At 60.4% G+C, this 21955-nt stretch carries 27 protein-coding genes and 1 tRNA gene; 12 read left to right on the top strand and 16 right to left on the bottom strand.

Annotated features, from left to right (window positions below):
* Nucleotides 1–76 precede the first annotated feature (76 nt).
* A tRNA-Gly gene (locus tag ABD653_RS10920) sits at nt 77–151 on the bottom strand.
* A 185-nt stretch (nt 152–336) separates the two neighbouring features.
* Between ABD653_RS10920 and ABD653_RS10915 the strand changes: the two genes are divergently transcribed.
* From ABD653_RS10915 to ABD653_RS10900, 4 genes are all read left to right on the top strand, one after another.
* Nucleotides 337–1245 (top strand): tetratricopeptide repeat protein, encoded by a 909-nt coding sequence (locus ABD653_RS10915; RefSeq protein ID WP_160780351.1) that lies wholly within the window; start codon nt 337–339, stop codon nt 1243–1245.
* Between the two features lie 14 nt (nt 1246–1259).
* Nucleotides 1260–1865 (top strand): LON peptidase substrate-binding domain-containing protein, encoded by a 606-nt coding sequence (locus ABD653_RS10910; protein ID WP_160778706.1) that lies wholly within the window; start codon nt 1260–1262, stop codon nt 1863–1865.
* A gap of 93 nt (nt 1866–1958) precedes the next feature.
* On the top strand, nt 1959–2609 hold the full coding sequence (locus ABD653_RS10905; protein ID WP_160778705.1) for a TetR/AcrR family transcriptional regulator: 651 nt from the start codon (nt 1959–1961) through the stop codon (nt 2607–2609).
* A complete protein-coding gene (locus ABD653_RS10900) occupies nt 2606–3028 on the top strand; it encodes an MAPEG family protein (RefSeq protein ID WP_160778704.1) in 423 nt (140 codons plus the stop codon). Before ABD653_RS10905 ends, ABD653_RS10900 begins: the two co-directional genes overlap by 4 nt.
* Here ABD653_RS10900 and ABD653_RS10895 read toward each other — a convergent pair.
* The 5 genes from ABD653_RS10895 to argB form a co-directional block, all read right to left on the bottom strand.
* Nucleotides 3025–3645: a MarC family protein gene (locus tag ABD653_RS10895; RefSeq protein WP_160778703.1), complete on the bottom strand. Its 621-nt coding sequence runs from the start codon at nt 3643–3645 to the stop codon at nt 3025–3027. The genes ABD653_RS10900 and ABD653_RS10895 overlap by 4 nt on opposite strands.
* A complete protein-coding gene (locus tag ABD653_RS10890) occupies nt 3642–4379 on the bottom strand; it encodes a hypothetical protein (RefSeq protein ID WP_160778702.1) in 738 nt (245 codons plus the stop codon). The genes ABD653_RS10895 and ABD653_RS10890 overlap by 4 nt, the downstream gene beginning before the upstream one ends.
* Nucleotides 4376–5272, bottom strand: coding sequence for a bifunctional methylenetetrahydrofolate dehydrogenase/methenyltetrahydrofolate cyclohydrolase FolD (folD, locus tag ABD653_RS10885; protein WP_160778701.1), 897 nt, complete (start codon nt 5270–5272; stop codon nt 4376–4378). Before folD ends, ABD653_RS10890 begins: the two co-directional genes overlap by 4 nt.
* Nucleotides 5269–5562 carry a YggT family protein gene (locus ABD653_RS10880; protein WP_160778700.1) on the bottom strand — a complete coding sequence of 98 codons (294 nt, stop codon included), beginning with the start codon at nt 5560–5562 and terminating at the stop codon, nt 5269–5271. Before ABD653_RS10880 ends, folD begins: the two co-directional genes overlap by 4 nt.
* A gap of 101 nt (nt 5563–5663) precedes the next feature.
* Nucleotides 5664–6560, bottom strand: coding sequence for an acetylglutamate kinase (gene argB, locus ABD653_RS10875; RefSeq protein ID WP_160778699.1), 897 nt, complete (start codon nt 6558–6560; stop codon nt 5664–5666).
* 158 nt (nt 6561–6718) lie between these two features.
* On the opposite strand from argB, the gene ABD653_RS10870 reads away from it, so the two are divergent.
* Nucleotides 6719–7525, top strand: a complete 807-nt coding sequence (locus ABD653_RS10870) for a hypothetical protein (protein WP_160778698.1) — start codon at nt 6719–6721, stop codon at nt 7523–7525.
* A 30-nt stretch (nt 7526–7555) separates the two neighbouring features.
* On the opposite strand, the gene ABD653_RS10865 is transcribed toward ABD653_RS10870, so the two are convergent.
* Together ABD653_RS10865 and ABD653_RS10860 are read right to left on the bottom strand one after the other, a co-directional pair.
* Complete coding sequence (locus ABD653_RS10865; RefSeq protein WP_160778697.1) at nt 7556–8185, bottom strand: DUF6969 family protein; 630 nt, start codon at nt 8183–8185, stop codon at nt 7556–7558.
* On the bottom strand, nt 8172–8459 hold the full coding sequence (locus tag ABD653_RS10860; RefSeq protein WP_160778696.1) for a hypothetical protein: 288 nt from the start codon (nt 8457–8459) through the stop codon (nt 8172–8174). The genes ABD653_RS10865 and ABD653_RS10860 overlap by 14 nt, the downstream gene beginning before the upstream one ends.
* A 254-nt stretch (nt 8460–8713) precedes the next feature.
* Here ABD653_RS10860 and ABD653_RS10855 point away from each other — a divergent pair, with 254 nt between their 5' ends.
* The 3 genes from ABD653_RS10855 to ABD653_RS10845 are packed head-to-tail and all read left to right on the top strand — an operon-like array spanning nt 8714 to nt 10389.
* Complete coding sequence (locus ABD653_RS10855) at nt 8714–9154, top strand: thermonuclease family protein (RefSeq protein WP_160778695.1); 441 nt, start codon at nt 8714–8716, stop codon at nt 9152–9154.
* Nucleotides 9155–9182: 28 nt separating this feature from the next.
* Nucleotides 9183–9695: a thermonuclease family protein gene (locus tag ABD653_RS10850; protein ID WP_160778694.1), complete on the top strand. Its 513-nt coding sequence runs from the start codon at nt 9183–9185 to the stop codon at nt 9693–9695.
* 43 nt (nt 9696–9738) lie between these two features.
* The gene (locus tag ABD653_RS10845) at nt 9739–10389 is read left to right on the top strand and encodes a hypothetical protein (protein ID WP_160778693.1); all 651 of its coding nucleotides are present in this window, start codon (nt 9739–9741) and stop codon (nt 10387–10389) included.
* Here the strand turns inward: ABD653_RS10845 and ABD653_RS10840 are convergent.
* A complete protein-coding gene (locus ABD653_RS10840) occupies nt 10386–10637 on the bottom strand; it encodes an HP1242/YdcH family protein (RefSeq protein WP_160778692.1) in 252 nt (83 codons plus the stop codon). The two genes, ABD653_RS10845 and ABD653_RS10840, sit on opposite strands and share 4 nt — an antisense overlap.
* Nucleotides 10638–10747: 110 nt before the next feature.
* Between ABD653_RS10840 and ABD653_RS10835 the strand changes: the two genes are divergently transcribed.
* On the top strand, nt 10748–11158 hold the full coding sequence (locus ABD653_RS10835) for a hypothetical protein (RefSeq protein WP_344705401.1): 411 nt from the start codon (nt 10748–10750) through the stop codon (nt 11156–11158).
* 179 nt (nt 11159–11337) lie between these two features.
* Here ABD653_RS10835 and ABD653_RS10830 read toward each other — a convergent pair whose 3' ends face one another.
* Nucleotides 11338–11922, bottom strand: a complete 585-nt coding sequence (locus ABD653_RS10830; protein WP_160778690.1) for a DUF4440 domain-containing protein — start codon at nt 11920–11922, stop codon at nt 11338–11340.
* A 133-nt stretch (nt 11923–12055) separates the two neighbouring features.
* Here ABD653_RS10830 and ABD653_RS10825 point away from each other — a divergent pair, with 133 nt between their 5' ends.
* Complete coding sequence (locus tag ABD653_RS10825; RefSeq protein WP_160778689.1) at nt 12056–12508, top strand: hypothetical protein; 453 nt, start codon at nt 12056–12058, stop codon at nt 12506–12508.
* A 357-nt stretch (nt 12509–12865) separates the two neighbouring features.
* Complete coding sequence (locus ABD653_RS10820) at nt 12866–13438, top strand: thermonuclease family protein (protein WP_160778688.1); 573 nt, start codon at nt 12866–12868, stop codon at nt 13436–13438.
* A 45-nt stretch (nt 13439–13483) separates the two neighbouring features.
* Here ABD653_RS10820 and ABD653_RS10815 read toward each other — a convergent pair whose 3' ends face one another.
* Nucleotides 13484–14785: an iron ABC transporter permease gene (locus tag ABD653_RS10815; RefSeq protein WP_160778687.1), complete on the bottom strand. Its 1302-nt coding sequence runs from the start codon at nt 14783–14785 to the stop codon at nt 13484–13486.
* Nucleotides 14786–14919: 134 nt separating this feature from the next.
* On the bottom strand, nt 14920–15981 hold the full coding sequence (locus tag ABD653_RS10810; RefSeq protein ID WP_160778686.1) for a ribonucleotide-diphosphate reductase subunit beta: 1062 nt from the start codon (nt 15979–15981) through the stop codon (nt 14920–14922).
* Between the two features lie 294 nt (nt 15982–16275).
* On the opposite strand from ABD653_RS10810, the gene ABD653_RS10805 reads away from it, so the two are divergent.
* The gene (locus tag ABD653_RS10805; protein ID WP_160778685.1) at nt 16276–17520 is read left to right on the top strand and encodes a GGDEF domain-containing protein; all 1245 of its coding nucleotides are present in this window, start codon (nt 16276–16278) and stop codon (nt 17518–17520) included.
* A 9-nt stretch (nt 17521–17529) separates the two neighbouring features.
* Here the strand turns inward: ABD653_RS10805 and ABD653_RS10800 are convergent, their stop codons facing one another.
* The 4 genes from ABD653_RS10800 to ABD653_RS10785 all read right to left on the bottom strand — a co-directional run bounded on the left by ABD653_RS10800 (nt 17530) and on the right by ABD653_RS10785 (nt 21828).
* Nucleotides 17530–18888 carry a GntP family permease gene (locus ABD653_RS10800; protein WP_160778684.1) on the bottom strand — a complete coding sequence of 453 codons (1359 nt, stop codon included), beginning with the start codon at nt 18886–18888 and terminating at the stop codon, nt 17530–17532.
* A 24-nt stretch (nt 18889–18912) separates the two neighbouring features.
* A complete protein-coding gene (locus tag ABD653_RS10795; RefSeq protein WP_160778683.1) occupies nt 18913–19206 on the bottom strand; it encodes a hypothetical protein in 294 nt (97 codons plus the stop codon).
* A gap of 138 nt (nt 19207–19344) precedes the next feature.
* Complete coding sequence (arsN2, locus tag ABD653_RS10790; protein ID WP_325065377.1) at nt 19345–19779, bottom strand: arsenic resistance N-acetyltransferase ArsN2; 435 nt, start codon at nt 19777–19779, stop codon at nt 19345–19347.
* Between the two features lie 12 nt (nt 19780–19791).
* Nucleotides 19792–21828 (bottom strand): ribonucleoside-diphosphate reductase subunit alpha, encoded by a 2037-nt coding sequence (locus tag ABD653_RS10785; RefSeq protein ID WP_160778681.1) that lies wholly within the window; start codon nt 21826–21828, stop codon nt 19792–19794.
* Nucleotides 21829–21955: the final 127 nt, after the last annotated feature.

The following is a 21955-nucleotide window of genomic DNA, read 5'->3' as shown; positions in this document are numbered from 1 at the left end:
GCACGGTCAGACTCGCAACGCAAGCGGAAATCCGACCAGCGGATGTTTGAACCGGACAAATGTCGATGAAGGAAAATGGAGCGGGCGAGGCGATTCGAACGCCCGACCCCAACCTTGGCAAGGTTGTGCTCTACCCCTGAGCTACGCCCGCTCACTGACGCTCCCCGACATAAGGTCATGTCGGTGGGGAGGCGGGCGATTAGCAGCGCATCGTAGCCCTCGCAAGCGGAAAATGCGATTTGTGCCACACCCTTCACAAACGCACGAAAAAGCCCACATTGGGCCTCTTACGAGTCGCAACTATCCACGCAATTCAGGGGAATACAATTGGCCAGCATGGGTCTCAATCTCGACGAACAAAAGGCAGTCGACCGGTTCCGCTCGAAAGTGGTCGAACCGTCCATGAGCAAGCTGGTGATCCTGGACTTCTGGGCTGAATGGTGCGGACCATGCAAAGCATTGACCCCGACTCTGGAAAAGGTTGCGGCTGAATATGCCGAGAAGGGCGTGATCCTGGAAAAGGTCAATGTCGATGAAGAACAATTCATCGCGTCGCAATTCCAGGTCAAATCGATCCCGACCATCTATGCCATGTTCCAGGGCCAGCCTGTTGCCGACCTTTCCAGCGCGCGCACCGAATCGCAGATCAAGGAGGTCCTTGACCAGCTGCTGGAAAAACTGCCGCTGGAAGGGGGCGAGCCATCGGGGCCGTCCGCCGAAGAGGTCGCCCAGTTTGTCGCCATGGGTGAGCAGGTACTGAGCGATGGCGATGCCGATCGTGCGGCCGGAATATTCAAGCAGGTTCTGGATATGGACCCAACCAGCGCAGTGGCAGCTTCAGGCTATTTGCGCTCGCTGATCGAGGCCGGCCACACTGATGAGGCCACGGCGATGCTGGCGCAGATGCCCGAAGACATTGCCAAGGACCCTGCGATCGAGCGGGCCAGGGCCGCATTGGAATTGGCATCCAACCAAGTCGACGATAGCGAGCTTGCAGGCCTCAAAGCGAGTGCTGCCAGCAATCCGGGCGATATGGAGGCCCGGTTCGCCTATGCCGAGGCGGCATTCTCCGCCGGCCAGCGAGACGACGCGGCAAACGAGTTGCTCGCCATGGTAGAGACTGACAAGGAATGGAACGAGGGCGCTGCCCGCACCAAGCTGCTCCAGATCTTTGAAGCGGTCGGCCTCGAGGACGAGTGGGTTGTGTCGACGCGTCGTCGCCTGTCCAAGATCCTGTTCGGCTGACCGGCGCGAGCACGATGCGGCTTTCAATCTTTCCCCTCTCCGGAGCGATCCTGTTCCCGGAATTGCAGCTGCCCCTGCATATTTTCGAGCCACGCTATCGCGCGCTGGTGGGCGATGCACTGGCCCGCGACCGGAAGATTGCGATGATCCAGCCGCTCGAAGCGCGCGAAGGTGGCCCCCTCTACAAAGTCGGATGCCTGGGCAAGATCGGCGAAGTCGAGGCTCTGGATGATGGCCGTTACAACCTGATCCTCGAAGGCGTGAGCCGCTTCAGGGTAACCGAAGAGCTGGAAGTGCCGACGGCCTTCCGGCAGGTCGACGCGGAGCTGATCCCGGAGGACGGGGATCAGGTGTTGAGCAATGTCGAGCGAGCCGGTTTCGAACGCGAGGCGCGCAAATTCGCAGATGCTCAGGGGTACAGCGTTGATTGGGAATCGGTTGCGCGACTGGATGACCAGTCGCTGATCAATTCAGTATCACAGATCGCTCCGTTCGATCCGGCATCGAAGCAGGCCTTGCTGGAGGCCCCCGACATTGCTGCGCGATGCGAATTGCTCATCCAGCTGATGTATTTCTTCGGGCGGCGCGACGGCGACGATGATCGCGTGACCTTGCAGTAGGCCCGGCGCATCTGTTCTGCGCGCAGCCTGTTCAACCCGAATGCGACAGTGAGTTGATTTACGGCATCGGGAAAAGAAACTAACCGGTTGGTTATGCTTCAGGCAACCACCCTCTCCCCCAAAGCCGCTGCCACCCGTCAGCGCATTCTGGATACAGCGGCTGCCCTCTTTTGGAAACGCAGCTATCACGGTGTATCGGTGGACGAGATCGCCGAAACCAGCGGCGTCAACAAGGCCACGATCTACCGCTACTTCCCGGACAAGGCCGCGCTCGCGCTGGACGTGACCAGAGAGCATGGCCGGCGGATCGTTGAAGGTCTGTTCGGTTCCATATTTGCGGATACGAGCGAGCCGGACGCGCGCCTCTATCAATTCTACCACGCCACCGTTTGCGCGCATGAGGCGCAGCTTGGCGAGATGCACGACATCCTCGGCTGCCCGGTCACCGGCCTCGTGCTCGAACTCGGCTACGAATTGCCCAATGTCCGCAAGGAAGCAGCCAAAGTCTTTGCCGCTGTCGAGGATCATTTTCGCGAAATCGCGCTTGATGTGATCGATACCCAGGCTGCGGAGGGCTGGAGCGCCCACAGCCTGGCACGCGCCTTGATGCAATTGCTGCATGGGGCCTTTGTGTCGGCCCGCCTGGCCGCCGATGCAGGACCCGTTCGCGATGCAGGCAACGCATCACTTGCTCTTATTGGCAGTCCCCTTCGTCTTGAAGCCCCCTCGGGAGAACACCCATGAACATGCCGATTTACGCTGCCGCACTGGGCGCCTTTATCATTATCCTGCAGGTGATCCTGATGCTCACCGTCGGCCTGCAACGCGGCAAAGGCCAGTTTATCGGCCATGAGGGCAACAAGGATCTGGAGCGTAAGGTGCGCCGCCATGGCAATCTGGCGGAAAACTCAGGGTTGTTTGTAGTTGTCCTTGCCCTGCTCGAGATCCTGACCGGCCAGACGACGCTGGTCTATGTCTTGTGTATCCTGTTCGCGGTCGCACGCGTTCTCCATGCGGTCGGCTTCTCTTCTCTCGCCGGCTCGCATGGGGAAGACCTTACCGGCGGTCGCAAAGCCTTTGCCGGTATGCGCGCAATGGGCGCCTTCGGCACGCTTGCGACGGCTCTGGGAAGCGCTGGCGGCATCGCGCTGGCGCTGACCTAGACGCCGAAGCTGCCTTTCAGCCCGTCGATCACATATTGCGCGGCTAGCGCTGCGAGGAGCACGCCGAGCAGACGGGTAATCACGGCCTCAACCCGGTCCCCCAGCAGCCGGATCAGCGGTCCTGCAGCGATCAGCGCGAACATGGTCAGCAGTAGCACAGCGCCTAGGGCAGCGAGGACCACCAAGGTCTCTTCCGTGCCCGTCGCCTCGTTCTGCAACAGCATGATCGCAGCAATCGCGCCGGGACCCGCCAGCATCGGCATCGCCATGGGGAAGACCGAAACGTCGTCGATCTCGGTCGCAGCGACCTTTTCTGCCCGTTCCTCTCGCCGCTGGGTCCGTTTCTCGAACACCATTTCGAACGCGATCCAGAACAGCATCAGACCGCCCGCGATACGGAAACTGTCGAGCTGTATATGCAGAGCGCCCAGCAATTGTTCGCCGAACAGTGCAAAGCCCAACAGTATAATGGCAGCAATAACGCTTGCGCGGATCGCCATATTGCGGGCCTGCGCCGGTGGTGCACCCTTGGTCAGCCCGGCATAGATCGGCGCGCATCCTGGCGGATCGATCACCACAAACAGGGTGATGAAAGCCGATATGAACAGTTCGGTCATTCTTCGATTCCCGGATCATTGGGGTCAGTCGCTTCCAGCCGCTGGCCCATGAATGTCTTCCAGGCGCCATCGACAAAGACGGAGAGCATGACGCCGCGATCGGATGGTGAGGCATGGCCGGCAAACCATGCAAAGGATGTGTCCTGCGAGATACCCGAGACCGATTGCACATTCATCGCAGTCGCATCGCGATCCATCTCGGCGTAAACAGGCGAATAGCTGCGCGCACGTGCATCAGGAGTGCTGGCATCGCATTCTGCAACATGGGTTTCGATGATGTCTTCCAAGCCGCTCCACTCTTCACCAGGCGAAGGGAAGTCGATCAGGATGCGATAGTCGCCATTGGCCTGGCGCTGCCAGATGGTAGTGTAGGTGCCAGTAAGGCCGAGCGGATGATCGAAAGTGCCCAGACTGGCTGCGACCGATCCATCACAGCTCATCAGGATACGTTTCGGGTCCCAACTCATCGTACCGATATCGCCGGATTGCCCGTCCAGCCAATCACGGACTTGTCGCGGACCTGTCTCGTCAAAAATCACTGCACTATCGGTGGCAAATTCGCGATAGGCCTTGGCAAAGCCTTCTTCGCGCACCGTGCGAGCGAAGGCCAGTTCGGTGGTCACCACAGCGCTGGGGTTGGCCCCGGGCGCGATGCGCGGTCCACGCGGACCGTTGGGCTGACTGGCACACGCAGCCACGGCCAGAGCCAGCGTCATGGCAAGCGCGCGTCTCACAGGGCACCTTCCGGAAGATCGATCGATTCGATGCGATGGGCGGCAACGAGGGTATTGCGCAGCAAGACTGCAATCGTCATCGGCCCAACGCCTCCTGGCACAGGCGTAATTGCTCCGGCCACTTCGCTGGCACTGCCAAAGGCAACATCGCCGACCAGACGCCCTTTTTCCTTGCCTTCTTCAGGTGGGAGCCGGTTGATCCCGACATCGATCACTGTTGCGCCTTGCTTGATCCAGTCGGCCTGAACCATCTCGGCACGCCCTACCGCAGCCACGACAATATCCGCACCGCGCACGATCTCGGCGAGATTGCGCGTCCGGCTGTGGGCAATAGTGACCGTGCAATTCTCGGCCAGCAGCAATTGCGCCATTGGTTTTCCCACCAGGATCGAGCGGCCAACGACCACCGCGTCCATACCGCTCAGGTCACCATGGATTTGCTTGAGCAGCATCAGACTGCCAAGCGGCGTACACGGGACAAGCCCTTCAAGACCCAGTGCCAGCCGACCCGTGCTGACAGGCGTGAGCCCGTCGACATCCTTGGCTGGGGAAATGCGATCGACAACCGCTTGTTCGTCCAGATGCGACGGGAGGGGCAATTGGACCAGGATGCCATCAACCGCAGGGTCTCGGTTCAGCTTGTCGACCAGGGCCTCGAGCTGCTCCTGCGTGGTATCCCCTGCCAGCTTATGTTCGAAGCTTTCCATATTGGCCGCAATGGTCGCCTTGCCCTTGCTGCGGACATAGACCTGGCTGGCAGGATCATCCCCTACCAACACGACGGCGAGACCGGCCTTGCGGCCGGTTTTTTCAGCGAAATCAGCGGCGAGAGCGCCGACCTTCTCGCGCAATTGCGCGGCGAAGGCTTTTCCGTCGATAATCTGTGCGGTCATTGCGCCGCAATGGCGACATTCGTCAGGACGATCAACATGACTTGCAGCAGAATGATCAGCACCAGCGGGGAAAAGTCAATCGAACCGGTCCCCGGCAGGATCCGCCGGATCGGGCCCAACACAGGCTCGAGCAAGGAATTGATCGAGCGATAGATCGCCAGGACGAAGTCATTGCTGGTGTTGATCACATTGAATGCCAGCAACAGGCCGATCACGAATTGCACGATGACCAGCATAACCAGAACATTGGTCAGCAGCTCGATAATCTGGATCAGGGTGTAAAGGAACAAGGGGGCATACCTCTCTTGCGGAAATGTGGAGCAGTCTTGGCGATAGTCTATCCGAGACGGGCGGGGTGTATCAACAACATAATACGCATGGATGCGTTCTGCTAGGTGTCGGCGCTGATCAGGGTACCGGCACCGCGGGCGGTAAAGAATTCCAGCAACATTGCGTGAGGCACCCGGCCATCGAGAACCACAGCCGCTTCACACCCCGCCTCGACAGCATGGACACAGGTTTCCAGTTTAGGGATCATCCCGCCCTGGATCGTGCCATCCTCTTTCAACGCCGCGATCTTGGACGGGTTAAGATCGGTCAGCAATCCGCCTTGCTTGTCCAGCACGCCCTGCACATCGGTGAGCAGGAACAGCCGGGCTGCGCCCAAGGCGGCAGCAATCGCCCCGGCCATCGTATCGGCATTAATATTGTAAGTATGCCCGTCTTCGCCCGCCCCGATCGGGGCAATCACCGGAATCATTCCGGCGGCGTTGGCCGTATCGATAATGGTGGTGTCGACATGGGTCGGCTCGCCGACGAAGCCCAGGTCCAGCACCCGTTCTATATTGCTTTCCGGGTCGCGACTGGTCCGTTCCACCTTGGTCGCGGTAACCAGGCCGCCATCCTTGCCGGAAACGCCCATGGCCTTGCCACCCGCCTTTGCGATCCAGCTGACCAGCTCTTTGTTGATCGCCCCAGACAAGACCATCTCGGCGACTTCAGCAGTCGCCTTGTCGGTTACACGCAGGCCATCGACGAAAGTGCTTTCGACGCCCAGTCGTTCCAGCATGGCACCGATCTGCGGGCCACCGCCATGCACCACCACCGGATTGATCCCGACGGCCTTGAGCAAGACGATATCCTCGGCAAAGTCGCGCGCGGCGGCGGGATCGCCCATCGCATGGCCGCCATATTTCACCACGAAGGTCCGCCCGGCGTAGCGCTGGAAATAAGGCAGCGCCTCAATCAGCACTTCGGCCTTGGCCAATGTATTGTTGTCACCCGTCATATGCGTTTGCCCGCTAGAATTTCCGCTCAAGAAGCCGGTAGGTTTTGCCCCGCTTAGACACGCAACGCGCCGATGGGAAGAAATCATGGGTTGGCCTTGACCCTGGTCCGGCTTTGTACAGGATGCACTTGGGATCAACGGATAGGGACGCAAATCCGATGAAGTTTGAACACTTTGGCCTGGGCGCTACCGCCCTGGCTCTCACCATGCATCTACCCGTTGTGGCGCAGGACGCAGAACCGGCCCCCAGGGAAGAGACCACTACAATCGAAGCGGCGGCGGAGAGTGCTGCGGCCACGATGGAAGCGGCCGTCGAGCAGAGCGCGCCTACCAGCCCCTTTGCAAACCGCACGGAGGGCAGCTGCGAATTGCACATCTGGCCGACCGAGAATTATCTTGGCGTCAAGATGGGCCTTCTGAGTGGCTTTGGAATCGTCGGTGCACTGGCAGATCAGGCAGCGAACAAAGACAAGGTCACCACGGTCAAGGATCTGATGCGCGACTATCTCGGCCCTGAAGTGCAGCTGACCGAGCTTGAAAAGCTTGGCCTGCATGATCGGCTCGGCCTGTCCGACGATTACCGCGTTGTCATTCACGATCCGACACCGTGGAATGAAGACCTGAAAGGAAATCCGGAGCTCAAGGCACAGGTCAAGGCGACGAACAAGAAAATCAAGAGGGGCGAGCGGCTGACAGATTCGACGAATCCCTGCTATGCCGAACTGATCACCACGCACATCTTCTATCACAAAGCGATGATGTATGGATCCAACCTCTTTACCGGCTGGGTTTTTCGTGAGGCCGATGGCGACACGATAGTCAATAAGGGCAGGGGGCAGGTGAAAAATCCACTCGAGGAATTTCCGCCCAAGGACGAAAGCATGATTGAAGCCGCAAAGCTTGAATTGCGTGACGCTTATTCCAAGGACTTCGCGGAATATGTCGAGAAGAAGGTCAAGAAGTAGGGAATTGCGCGCCCGGCGCATTGCTGCCGGCTAGTCGAGCGAGAAGCGCCGGGCGCTCAAGATTTCGTGGTCGGTATCGCGCGGATCAATTGCAGCAAGACGCGCGTCGCGCTCGCGCAAGATGGCCGCGATATCGATACGGCAACTGCGGAGCGCCAGAGTGAGCCATTGCCCGACCTTTTCCATCCCGGCCTTTTCACCAGCCCGGTCCAAAACCAGATGATCCAGCCGGTCAATAATGGCCTCTGCCGGCATCACATATTCATCGGTGACCCACTGGTTCACAGTCATCCAGCTCGTCGGCAGACCGTCGCAATCGAAATTGAGCCCTGCGACATGGACGACTTTGACCGCATCTTCTTTCTTGGGAAGGAATAACGGCTCGACGCCGTCAAAGGCCGAGAGCGGCAGGAAGACGTGAAAGTGGCCATGCTCACCCTCCGCTCGCTGTTCGGGCGGATGCGCATGATAGAACCAGCGCGCGCGACTGTCAGGATCAATCGCGTCACCTTCGGGATAGTGTTCCCACTGCCGGTATGCGTCCGGCGCGGCGGGGAGGACGCGCTGGATCAGCATCGCCCCCTCCGCCGCCATGTCCGCGCTCAACGCCAACAGCGCCGCCCGCGACCGGTCCGTTGTGATGGCGTCAGCCTGCGGCATCGTCCGCCATGGCTTCTGTCTTATCCATGGCTTCGTCCATGGACTCGCCTTCCATCGCATCGCCTGCGGCCTTGTCAGCTCCACAGCCGGCTGCGCCACAGGCACCAGCCTTGGCGGCACCGCAACCGCCTTTATCCGCGCCGCAAGCACTACAGCCATAGGCCGAACATGCACCGCATGCCCCGCAGATCGCATCGCATGCCGTCAATGCCGGGGCGGCCAGTGCAAGACCGCCTGCAACCTTGAGGAACGCTTTCAGATTGTCATTCGCCATGTCTCTCTCCTTATATGGATGGCAGCCGCAGGTTCGCCATGCCGAGTGACAAGGTTACAATAAGGTACAATGTCGCCTGAGGGCAGAGAAACCGGCTGCGATTGCATCCAATTCGAAGGTATCTTGGCCGGTGCCCAACTACGCGCAGCATCCTGCTCAAAAGGTAGGTGCTTGCGTGAAAATACCTGGTTGATTGTTCCGGCTCCGAGGATGTCTGCAATCTTCGGGCAGGCCAATCGGCTTACCGCTTATGCATGCCCAAATCCGCTCTATTGCCTGCCGCCTTCTCGTGCGCATTCCTTGTCTTGCTCCTGTCCCCATCCCCAGCACCGGCCAGTACAGCTACCTTCAGCGCGCCAATTCCGATCTGCGGCTCAGGCCCACGCGTCACCTGCATTGTCGATGGCGACACATTCTGGCTGGACGGTAACAAGATCCGGATCGCGGATATCGACACGCCGGAAGTAAGCCGGCCCCGCTGTGAACAGGAGAAGCGTCTGGGTAAAGCCGCAACGCGCGCCTTACAGGGCTTGCTGAGTGCGGGCGCCTTCACATTGCAACGCGGCGCGCGCGATCGCGATCGCTACAACAGATTGCTGCGGACCATCCATCGTGGCCCGATCAATCTGGGCGCCCGACTGGTCGATCAAGGCCTCGCCAGACCGTGGACCGGATCGCGCCAAGGATGGTGCTAAGCCGTGTTGCGCTGCTAACATCCAGCGCATGTCGCGCCCGCTCCGTTTCGATGCCCGCTGGACCCGCAAAAGGCGCTGGCGCGCCCGCCTGCGCAAGGCCGGATGGTGGCTGGTCATCGCCCTAATCGCTGCCGGGATCTGGTTCGCCCGCGACCGATTGATGCCCGTGCAGGAATGGCAAGAGGTCCGCCTCGACCTTCCGATCTGCGGGACGCGCGGGGCGGCAGGTTGTGTGGTTGACGGAGATACGATCGCCATCGGGAAAAGGCGTGTCCGGCTGACGGGCTTTGATGCGCCGGAACTTGACGGCGCCTGCGACGCCGAACGGGAAGCAGCCCGTATCGCGCGGTCGGCCCTGCACGACTGGTTGGCGCAGGGGCCATTCGAATGGAGCGGCGGTGATGCTCCTCCCTACGATCAATATGGCCGCGAGCTTCGAAGCATCCGTCGCGGCGACGAAGAGCTTGGCGAGACCCTGATCGCGCGTGGCCTGGCACGCGAAAGCGGCTGGGGTTTCCCCCGATCCGACTGGTGTGAATAGCGAGACCTTGGCTCCGGGCGAACAAGCTGCCACTCTGGGATCCATGATCTTTCGCATAACTCTCCCGTTCCTTGCGCTCGCCGCATGTTCCGCACCTGCTCCGGAAATTGACCTCCCCCCCACGGCGCAAGACAAGTTCTGGCAGGCCCTTTCTTCGCATTGTGGCAAGGCCTTTGCCGGCCAGCTGGTCAGCGACGATGCAGCAGACACCGACATGCAGGGCGCAGCCATGGTGATGCATGTGCGTGAATGCAGCGATGAACGGATCGCCATTCCCTTCCACATCGAAGGCGTCGGCGAAGTGGTGGATGGCTGGAACCGGTCGCGCACCTGGGTCCTCACCCGCAATGATGCCGGTGGCCTGCGGCTCAAGCATGACCATCGCCATGCCGATGGCAAGAGCGACACTGTCACCATGTATGGCGGCGACACCGCAGAAAGCGGCACCGCGAAGACCCAGAGCTTCCCGGTCGATGCAGAGAGCATCGCCATGTTCGAAACCGAAGGGCTCGACGCCTCGGTTACCAATGTCTGGACCGTTGCGGTTGACCCCGCAGGCACCGAAGGCGCTACATTCGCTTACCAGCTCCAGCGCACAATTGCGGGCGGGGCGCCCGAAGAGCGGTTCTTCCGCGTCGAATTTGACCTGACGCAAGCGGCGGATGCACCGCCTGCGCCATGGGGTCACGACTAGCCAGCGCGGGCCTTGTCGATGATCACGGTGATGTCATCGAGCAGGCCAAGCCGCTTCTTCTTCAGCGCCTCGGTACGTTCGTCGCTCGCAGCTTCGGTCTCGGCCTCGATCCGGTGCACTTCGCGGTTCACCTCGTGATACTCGTCAGCCAGGCGGGCGTAATGCGCGTCTTCCTGTTTGAGGGTGGTCATAAGCGCGCGGTCACGTTTGAAGATGTTGGTCAGTTCGTGCGGTGTGTGTTGCGACATAAGAGGCCCTTTCCTTGATCCGTGTCGATTGACCCTATTCTAGCGCCGCGCTGGCAGACCGCTTTGCGCCAGATCAAATTTGGGCGCGAACCTTGTGCTATAGTAAGCGGGTGATTGACCGCATTGTCCGCCCCGCGCTTCTCTATTGGGCGCTGATCTTCGGCCTTGGCTTCGCGCTGGGGACCGCGCGTGTGCTGTGGTTCGGGCCCCGCTTTGGCGAGGAGGCTGTGGTGCTGGTCGAAGTGCCGCTGATGGTGCTCGCCAGCTCTCTCGCTGCACGCTGGATCACCCACCGCTATACCCTGCGCGGCACGGGCGAAACGCTGGCCATGGGGGCGCTTGCCTTTGCCGTTCTGATGGCGGCGGAACTGACACTGACAGCGGCGCTGCCCGGAGAGAGCCCGCGCGATTGGCTCCACAGTCTGGTGCAGATGCCAGGCGTTCTTGGCTTTGCCGGACAGGTGCTGTTCGGCCTGATGCCGTGGCTGACCCGGCCGCGCCATCCGATCCCGGGCCTCTAGGCGCCCGTCATATCGGCGCACAAACCCTACACGATGGAACACATGGAACACTGTCCTGGGGCAAAATCCGCGCCCTGCAATCCGCCCCGGAATCAAGGCGCTAGCAAGACAGACAACGGGCCGTAGAGACATCGCGCCACCGTGCCACAGCCCGGCCCGTGTAGGACAGCCGCCAGAACCTAGCCCGGCGCGCCTGCGCTCCGCACGGCACCGTGATCGTAGGAATAGCTGCGTTCGAGCTTGAATGCGCCCTGGCCGCCATCGGCTCCAGGCTCCCACTTCCACGCATGCATATAGCGCGCGCCGCCGACCAGCTCCCAATGGCCTGATGAGGGCGCGCCGTCTTCCGCCTTGCCCGCGCGCCATTCGAAGAAGATGTGGTTGGCCTCTTCCAGCGCCCCCCAATCGCCCAATCGGCGGACAATGCGCGATCCCGGCACGACCTCGCGCCGGTTCTTGTAGCCTGCGTTGCGCCCACCCGGCAGGCGCGCATCGCATTGCTCCTGCAGGCTCGCCACGAAGGCTTCGCTCGATGGGACAGCCAACCCGCCCAGATCGTGCAGCATGGTGAAATCCGGCCCGATGATCGTGCCGACAGCGTCCGGATCGCACCCTTCGAAGGCGGCTTCGAACAGTTGCGCATCGCGTGCTGCGATCGCCGTTTCCAGCGCCTCCCCCACGGGCATGGAAGGTGGTGAGGCCGGGGGCGGCGGGGGCGCTTCGTCCGCAGGTTGGGCGAGCATCAGGGCAAGAGCGGTCAACATCGGGGATTCTCCAAAGTGTATTGCCTACACAATACACTGCCGTTCGGGCACGACAACCCGTCTCCCGTGCCGCGCATCACCGCTTGCAAGCGTCGCACTTGGCGAGAACCGCCCAGGGGCGTAGCATGGGCACATGGCCAAGGTGACCGCGACCCCGCTCCCGCCCGACAGCTTGCTGGCCCAGCATATGGAGCCGGGCGATTATGGTGACTGTTTCACCGCCGAAGTGCCGGGGCAGGTTGCGCTGCCGGACTATATTACCCGCTTCTATTCCAGCCCCGCCTTCTGGCCCGAGCGCAAGTTGCTGGCCTTGATCGGCAAAGGCGCCAACCACACCGACATCGCGGCCCATGCCAAGGGCGAACGCGAAAGCTTCGCCGCCTGGAACGTAGTGGCCCGGCGCGAGGACGAGATATTGCTGCGCGATTTCCGCGGCCGCACCAGCAGCTGGCTGAAAGTGGAGCCAGGTGAGAGCAAGACGGTTTTGTATTTCGGCAGCGGCGTGAGAAATCCCGAGACGCCGCTGATGTACGCCGTACGGCCCCTGCATATCTGGTATTCGCGGGTGTTGTTGGGCGGGGTCTAGGGCGAAGGTTTTTTGTTGTGTCCCTGCGGGCGGGGGCCGTCCGGCTTTTTCGTTTTCCGCACGCCCTCCGGCGCGCGATATCCTCGCACCTATCGGTGCTGCGGGCGCCCGGTCGGGCTTGCGGCGCTAGCGCGCCGTGCTCCGCGACACGGTAGTAAGCTCGCGCCCGGTCTCGAGGACCAAGTCACTCAGTTAGAGCACTGGTTCGGTCGGCGACCAGCCGACCGCAAGCGCGACCGCGCGCCCGAGCTTATGCGAGGCAGCAAGGGGCGCGGACGCGCCCCGCCCGCAGGGTCCAAGCGAACGACTCCCGCTCGTTAAACCCGATCTTGATCAATTCCGGCCACAGTCGCGCGCATGGGAAAGGTCACCCCCTTCCGGCAACGGGCCAGGTGGACGCGCCCCGCCGACGACGGCGTGCGCGCACCTGCCACGCGCATCAATTGGTTTCCGATCCTGCTGGTCGCGCTGCCATTGGCTGCCTTCACCGCAGTGTTCCTATTAGGCGGCCCGCCAAGCAGTTTGGCCGTGCCCGCTGCCCGCGTGGCACCGGATCGCGAAGTGGCAACTTTCCCGATTTGCGGCAGAGGCCCACGCATCACCTGCGTCGTCGATGGCGACACCATCTGGTATCGCGGCGACAAAATCCGCATCGCCGATATCGACACGCCAGAAGTGAGCAAACCCGGCTGCGCCCGCGAAGCGCGCTTGGGCAGCAAGGCAACGCGTCGCCTGCAAGCCATGCTCAATGCCGATGCCTTCACCCTAGCCCCCAACCCCGACGGCCGCGACCGCGACAAATACGGCCGCCTGCTCCGTGTGGTCACACGCGACGGGGCGAGCGTGGGCGACAGGCTTGTGAGCGAAGGTTTGGCAGAGCGTTGGGGTGGACCGACGGTGGCTTGGTGCGAGCGAAAGGATCGGGATTGATTGATTTGGTGTTCGGCCCTTGGAACTCAGCGGTCGCTTTGTGCCCTATACCTTGCTGTATTGAGGATCGAATAGTCTTCGCCAATACCTCTGACCGTCGAGCATCGCCAAGCGGCCAGTGGGTAGCTTGTGCCGGTTCCCTTGTAGATTCTTCTGCAGGAACTCTCGGAGGCTGGAAATGTGTTCGGGTGGATCATCACCAAACTCTACATCCGTCGAGTCGATAATCACCCAGAGAGGATGATAGCCCATCTTCTTAAGGACTGCGCCTCGGATTTCCTGGTAAGCAGTCAAAGGGCGTGTCTTTCGGTAGTCTATGAAGAGTGCCCAATCCGGGCCCCGGAACTCAATTTTGTAGCCTGTCACAAATACTGGGCTTTCGATCAGTTTGAAATCAGCTGCATCGAAATACTCTTCGAGAGATTCACGAAGATTCTCGCGCCAGAGTGCTTTTCTGAATTCCCTGCTCGAAAAGAACCAGGATGCTCGGGAAAGTGGATCAGCCAGCGCTTTAGAGAAATGCCAAACTGCCCATACCGCGCCTAATACGATTGATGGCAAAACAAGGTTCAGGAGGAAGCTGCCAACCTCCACCAGAGCTGCTGTCATCGTCGGAAGGCTATCGAGAAACTCGACCGGCAAGAGTGAGAGAACTGCATAGATCACGCTACTCAGCGCCAAGCCTGCCACAACAATGAATTGGAGACTGCGCCCTCCTCTTGGGTAGATCAATCTGTAGATTGCCCACGTGCAGGCAAGCGAGAATACTACCGCCAGAGCAAGAACGGAAATTTTCATGCCACTCTCGAGCCACGCCTTCACACCAATTAGGGCACCGGATGCCAAGATCGGGAAGAGATAAAACGGCGCAATTGACTGGTCTGACATATGGCGGAGCATGTCGCGAATGTGGCGCCGCTCCTTCCGCCGGAAGCGGTGAGATCTGGTAGGGCCGAGATAGGGATGCGAATAGACAATTAGCCTCTCAAGATCAGTTGAAAGATTTATGAGCACGTGCTGCAGTGACTTGTTCAATGCGTCCAATGACCAGAAACAAAAGCCGACGATGGCGATAGCCAAGAACGCAATCTCATCCAGGAACCCTTGGGCTGAAAACAATAGGTCTGGCGAGCCTGGCGAAATACGTTCCTCGGCGCCGGTCGCATTCGGTTGGTTCATCAAAGCCTGATCCGCCCCCAAATAGGCGATGATCAGTGCCGCATCGACGGCGATCCACCAAGATCGGATTTTGAAAAGGATTTCATCGTATCGGCCAATGCCTGCCTGCACGCTCTCGTATTCGCGCCAAGCCAATTCTTCGTCTTTGATTGCAAGTTCACGCGACATACCACCCCCACTTAATAGTGCAGGCTAAAGCCACCCTAGCATTATAGCTAGAACCAATTGGCTCCTAATCTATTCAATCAATTAGAAGCTGGATCACTTTGAACTCCGGGATGAGGGACCCAAACTGCGGAGCATCACTCCGCCGCCACACTCCCGGCTTCGTCACCGAACATATCCGGCCCGTCGTCCACCGCCTCTTCCTCGTTCGCGGCTTTGCCGGCGCCGGAGCGTTTGTCGAAGGTGCTCCACACGTCCTGCCAGTTGCCCTTGGTCGCGCCCTTGGAATATTCGGTGGCGCGCTGTTCGAAGAAGTTGGCGTGCTCCACACCGTTGAGCAGCGGGGCGAGCCAGGGCAGCGGGTGTTCGTCGATCATGTAGATCGGCTGCAGGCCCAGCTGGCCCAGGCGCCAGTCGGCGATGTAGCGGATGTATTTCTTGATTTCCTTCGGCGTCATCCCGGAAACCGGGCCCATTTCGAAGGCGAGGTCGATGAAGTTGTCCTCCAGCCGCACCGATTTCTGGCACAGGTCGATAATGTCTTCCTTCACTGCCTTGGTGTAGCAATCGCGTTCGCGTACGAATTCGTGGAACAGCTTGATGATGCCTTCGCAATGCAGGCTTTCGTCGCGCACACTCCAGCTGACGATCTGGCCCATGCCCTTCATCTTGTTGAAGCGCGGGAAGTTCATCAGCATGGCGAAGCTGGCGAACAGCTGCATGCCTTCGGTGAAGCCGCCGAATGCCGCCAGCGTGCGCGCGATATCTTCATCGGTGTCCACGCCGAACATCTGGAGGAAATCGTGCTTGTCCTTCATTTCCTCATATTCGAGGAAGGCGGAATATTCGCTTTCGGGCATGCCGATCGTATCGAGCAGGTGGCTGTAGGCCGCGATGTGCACCGTCTCCATATTGGAGAAGGCGGTCAGCATCATCTTGATCTCGGTCGGCTTGAACACACGGCCGTATTTGTCGTGGTAACAATCCTGCACTTCGACATCGGCCTGGGTGAAGAAGCGGAAGATCTGGGTGAGCAGGTTACGCTCATGCTCGGAGATCTTCTGGGCCCAGTCGCGGCAGTCTTCGCCCAAGGGCACTTCCTCGGGCATCCAGTGGATCTGCTGCTGGCGTTTCCAGAAGTCGTAGGCCCATGGGTATTCAAAGGGCTTGTAGGTCTTCCGGGCTTCGAGCAACGACATCTTGTGGTCTCCGTGGATCAGCGTGATTGGCCACCATAAGAATCACATGGGTGATTCGATAGCAAGCCTGACCTTTAGGCGGGGGATAAACGCCCCCTTTTTGTAGCATGATTTGCAACTGCCGCGAAACGGCCTGGCGACAAGGCTCGCGACTGCCTCGCTGCGCACCGGGCGACAGGGCGAACGGCTCGTTAAGCAATTTGTGCAACTACGGCCTTTCGACCGGGTCCGTGCGCGCTGCAAGGCGGGCTGGCCCTTCGTCACGCACGGTTACAAGGAGCGCAATAGCGCCGAATGACAGGGCCAGTACCCCCTCCCCAGCCGTCCGAGCTGGAGCAAGCGGTCGATACGGCCGTGGCCGGGAAGTTGCGCTTTGCCGACTGGCCCGAGGCGCTGAAAGCCGAATACCAGGTCCATCGTGGCCGCATCGCCCAAAGCGAGTTGCGGTTCCTGCAAATCGTCGGGCTGATCGTGGCGGTCGTATCGATCGCGTTCGATGCGATTGCCCTGCCCGACCAGCTGCTGCGCGGTGCGATCCTGCGGCTTGTGCTGGTCGTGCCGATCGGGCTCGCCGCGATCCTGTTCTGGGACCGGTTGAGCGTGCAGCAAATGAAGCTCGCCACCGCGACAACGTTGATCCTGTTCGCCGGGATCGTGGCGCATCTTGCCTGCCACGCCGAACCGGTAACGGCGGCGCGCTATCTGATGTCGACCACATTCCTGCTGGGTGCTGCCATCCTGATCCTGCCCTTCCGCCGCCGCGAACTGGTCGCCTTTACGGTCGTATATATCGCGGTGATGACCCTGATGAGCCAGTGGCCCCACACCCATCCGCCCCAGGGCGTGCTGGAACAAACGCTGCTTTCCGTCCTCTGTGCGGCAGGTGCCTATGTGGTTGCCTCGCGCCATATCGACCTCAAGACGACCAACTATCTCTACAGCCTGCGCGACCGGCTGACCCATCGCGCGCTGGAACAGAATATCCGCGTCTTACGCGAATTGTCGGACAGTGACGCGCTGACCGGGCTCGCCAATCGCCGGTCTTTCAGCAGCGTATTCGCCAGTTCCTTCGCCGATCCGGCGCAGCAGGGTGCAGGCGATGTCACGGTGATGATGATCGATCTCGACCACTTCAAAAGGTTCAATGACGATCACGGCCACCAGGCCGGTGACCGTGCGCTGCGCCAGGTCGCACGCTGCCTGGAAGAATGCTTCCGCGGTGTCGACGGGCTGGTTGCACGCTTTGGCGGCGAGGAATTCATCGGCGCCTTCCGCAGTGGCTCGGTCGCGGAGGCGGAAAAATTCGGCGAGATGCTGCGCTGCAGGATCGCCGCGCTCGACATCAATGTGCGCAGCGATACGAGCGAGACGATCACCACCAGCATCGGCCTGGCATCAACCGGGGCCGGCGCCTCCGTGGATCTGGCTGAATTGACCGCCCGGGCCGACCGCGCCCTTTACAGCGCCAAAAAAGCCGGCCGGAACCGCGTGGTTGTGTCGGAACGGATCGAGCTGCGGGTGGACCGTATCGCCAGCTAGGCCGCGAGGTCAGGTCACCATGGCCAGCGCAATCGTGGCCAGCGTCGCGACTACCGGCACCACCACTGTCACCACGCCGACCTCCTTGTAGGCCTGCTTGTGCGTAAGCTGCGTGATGGTGAGCATGGCAATCACCGCGCCGCAATGTGGCAGCGAGTCGAATCCGCCCGCCGCCATCGCCACCAGCCGGTGCAATTCTTCCGGCGAGATGCCGAGTGCGAGATACGGTTCGGCCAATGTGGCCATGAAAATCTGCAGACCGCCCGATGAAGAGCCAGTGATACCGGAAACCGTGCTGGCGGCTGCGAACATGGACAATTCGGGCGGCAAGGGCGAGCCCACTACCAGATCGGTAAAGGCTGCGAAGCCGCTGGTCTGCGCCACCACACCCCCGAAACCGATAACCGCGCTGGTCGCCATCAGCGGCATGATCGCATCTTGCGTGCCGAGCCCCATGGTCTGGAGCGGAGCCTTGCGCACTGCCGGGAACAGCGCAATCGCCACCAGGCTCGCCAGGATCAGCGCAATCGAGGGCCACAGCACTGGTTGGGACGTGGCGAATTCAATCAGGGCCGAGCCTTCACCCACGCCCGCCATTTGCGCCAGACGCGGCGCAAGGATCGTGGCAATTACCAGCATCAGCGGAAAGATCGCGAGCGCCCAATGCGGCACGTCTTTCTCGATTTCGGAGAAGTCCGGGATCACATCGCGTGGGCCCGGCTCGAAGCCCTCCCCTGCAGCTTGCGCCTTGATCCGCTCCCGCTCGAGATAGGCCATCCCCAAAGCGAACATCAGGAATCCACCAAACAGGCCCAGCAGCGGGGCGGCGAACAGGTCTGTCCCCAGCGTAAGTGTAGGTATGACATTATGGATCGATGGCGTGCCGGGCAGCGCTGTAAGAGTGAAAGTACCTGCGCCCAGGGCAGCTGCTCCGCAGAACAGGCGTTTGGGAATATTCGCCTCTTTCAGGAGCCTTAGCCCGAGCGGATACATCGCGAAGATAACGACAAAGACGACGACACCACCGTACGTCAGAACAGCACAGGCCAACACTGTGATCCACAATGTCCTGTGCGCGCCAAGCTTGTGCACCAGCGCCATGGCAATGCTGGTCGCTGCATGGCTATCGCCCATGATCTTGCCAAAAACCGCGCCCGCAGCGAACAGCAGGAAGAACCGCCCGGCAAAGGTGAAGGCACCCAATTCCCCGATGGTGAAGCTTTGCGTCAGGCTTTCGGCGAAGGGCAGGCCGTTGGTGACGATCACCACCAGCGCGCACACGACCGATGCGAAAATGATATTCACATCGCGCAATGCCAGCCAGATCAGCAACGCCAACCCGGCTACAAGGCCGATCATTCCAATCATGCCCTTCTCCCCCCTATGGGTCCGTCAGCTCTTGCTCTTCGATCCGAAGAACGAGCCGCCACCCAGCATGGTTATGCCGAGGAAGAAGCCAAAATCATACCATCCGCCGCGATTAGGCACGGCATAAACCGCAATATCGGGATTGAAGAGCGAGCCAATGAAAGACCACGGGAAGATGAAACCGTGCCACAGCCCCCACCAGAAACCGGGCGACCCGGCTTCCTTGGCGACGCCGGCATCAATCTGGCTGGCGCAAGCCGACAGGAGCAGCAAGGCAGTGCTCGCAACGGCAATCTTCGCAAACTGATGTGGTGTCATGGCCTGGGCCTCCCGAGCTTTTTCCTGATCCACCAGCTTAGCGCAATCAACGACAATGCAAACCACAAGAGGACGAACCACTCACTGGGTCCCTCGGCGATCGCGCAAAAGGCCAGTTCGATATGTGAGCAACGGCGGTCACTTGAATGTCTTCATCATATAGATCGCGCTTCCGGGACACAGCTCGGCGAATTCCCGCGATGCGGCAATTACTTGCGGCGCGGTTGAGCGGTCCTTTGCCCTGTATCCGAGCCGGGCGAAGAACGCTTCGGCCGTGGTGGTGAGAAGATGAAGTCGCTCGCACCCGTCTGATCGCACAAAGGTCTCAAGCTCTTTGACAAGCTGGCTGCCGACACCCGCGCCACGTTTGTCGGGCAAGATGATGGCAGACCGCAACAAGCGATCCGGTCCCTCACCTTCAACGCCGATGAAGCCAAGCCGTTCTGCCCCGTCTCGCAGTAACAGAAACTGGCGCCCGGCTTGATCGATATCGTCGACTGGCAGGTCTGCCGCTGCCAGCGCGTCCCTCAATGCGTCGAGCTCGTCCTTGAATCGGACAGGCTCAACAAACACCACGGACAATCCTCACTGGCAGCTGAGACATTCCTCATAGTCGGTCTGCTGTTCGCCCAGCTCCGCCTTGAGTTCGATCTCGGGCGCATCGCTGGTGTTGTCGGCTTCGACACCGCCGGCGAAGCCTGCGCGCTGGACGCTCTTCGAACGCAGGTAATAGAGCGACTTGATGCCCTTCTCCCACGCCTGGAAGTGCAGCATCATCAGGTCCCACTTGTCGACGTCAGCCGGGATGAACAGGTTCAGCGACTGGGCCTGGTCGATATAGGGCGCACGATCAGCAGCGAATTCGAGCAGGTAGCGCTGGTCGATTTCAAAGCTGGTCTTGAAGGTCGCCTTCTCTTCCGTGGTCAGGAAATCGAGATGCTGGACCGAACCGCCACGCTCGAGGATGGAATTCCACACATTGGTGGAATCCTTGCTCTTCTTGCGCAGGATCTTTTCCAGATACGGGTTCTTCACGATGAAGCTGCCCGACAGCGTCTTGTGCGTGTAGATATTGGCCGGGATCGGCTCGATGCAGGCACTGGTACCGCCACAGATGATTGAAATCGACGCGGTCGGCGCGATGGCCATCTTGCAGCTGAAGCGCTCCATCGCGCCCATTTCTTCGGCATCCGGGCAGGGGCCGCGTTCCTTGGCGAGAACCATGCTGGCTTCGTTCGCCTTGGAATGGATGTACTTGAACATCTTCTCGTTCCACGCCTTGGCCATCGGCCCTTCCAGCGGCAGGTTCTTGCTCTGGAGGAAGGAGTGGAAGCCCATCACGCCCATGCCGACACTGCGTTCGCGGCTGGCGGAATATTTGGCACGCGCCATATCGTCCGGCGCGCGGTCGATATAATCCTGCAGGACATTATCGAGGAAGCGCAGGACGTCTTCGACAAAGCCTTTCTCGTCTTTCCACTCGTCCCATTTTTCAAGGTTGAGCGACGACAGGCAGCAGACTGCCGTGCGGTCATTGCCGAGATGGTCGACACCGGTTGGCAGGGTGATTTCCGAACACAGGTTGGAGGTCGAGACCTTCAGGCCCAGATCGCGGTGATGCTTGGGCATCATGCGATTCACAGTGTCGGAGAACACGATATAGGGCTCACCCGTGGCAAGGCGCGTTTCGACCAGCTTCTGGAACAGGCTACGGGCATCGACCGTGCTGCGCACTTCGCCTGTTTTCGGCGAGATGAGATTGAACTCTTCGCCTGCGCGAACAGCTTCCATAAATTCATCGGTCAGCAGCACGCCGTGGTGCAGGTTCAGAGCCTTGCGGTTGAAATCGCCCGATGGCTTGCGGATTTCGAGGAATTCTTCGATCTCCGGATGGTGCACATCGATATAGCAGGCCGCCGAGCCGCGCCGCAGCGAGCCTTGTGAAATCGCCAGCGTCAAACTGTCCATCACGCGCACGAAGGGAATGATGCCGCTGGTCTTGCCGTTCAGGCCGACCGGCTCGCCAATGCCGCGCACCTGACCCCAATAGGTGCCGATGCCGCCGCCCTTGGACGCCAGCCAGACATTCTCGTTCCAGGTATCGACAATCCCGTTGAGGCTGTCCGAAACCGAATTGAGATAGCAGCTGATCGGCAGGCCCCGGCTGGTGCCCCCGTTGGAAAGGACCGGCGTGGCCGGCATGAACCACAGCCGGGAAATGTAATCATACAGGCGCTGGGCGTGTTCCTGATCGTCGGCATAGGCATCGGCCACGCGCGCGAACAGGTCTTGAAATTTCTCGCCCGGAAGCAGGTAGCGATCGATCAGCGTTTCCTTGCCGAATTCGGTCAGATTGGCATCGCGCGATTCATCAATGGTGATTTCGAAGCGGCGGTCGTTGACCTTCTTGCTGTCTTCCTGCGGCGTTGCGGCGGTCTTCACGGCTTCCGCCATGGCGCCTGCAGCTGCGGTCGCGACCAGCTCTTCGGATCCTGCGTCCTGCTTGTCCATGCTGACAGCCTTGTCCTTCTTCGCTTTCGATTCGGGCGCGTCGGCGACGGTCTCCGCGGTATCTACCACATCTGCGCCCATGGCCGTGTCGTCCCCTGCCTTGAAATCCATTCTCTCGCCCCGCTCTTTCATTCTTAAGGGCGACTCGCGGGCCGCCCTTTGTTCCACATTCGTTCTGCCGCGTCGAGAGCCTTCTTCCGAGCTCCCGGCCTATGACATGGTGTCAGTCGTGATGGGT

The sequence above is a fragment of the Parerythrobacter jejuensis genome (assembly GCF_039536765.1).
GTDB classification, from domain to species: domain Bacteria; phylum Pseudomonadota; class Alphaproteobacteria; order Sphingomonadales; family Sphingomonadaceae; genus Parerythrobacter; species Parerythrobacter jejuensis.
This window is presented reverse-complemented; position numbering and strand designations above follow the sequence as displayed.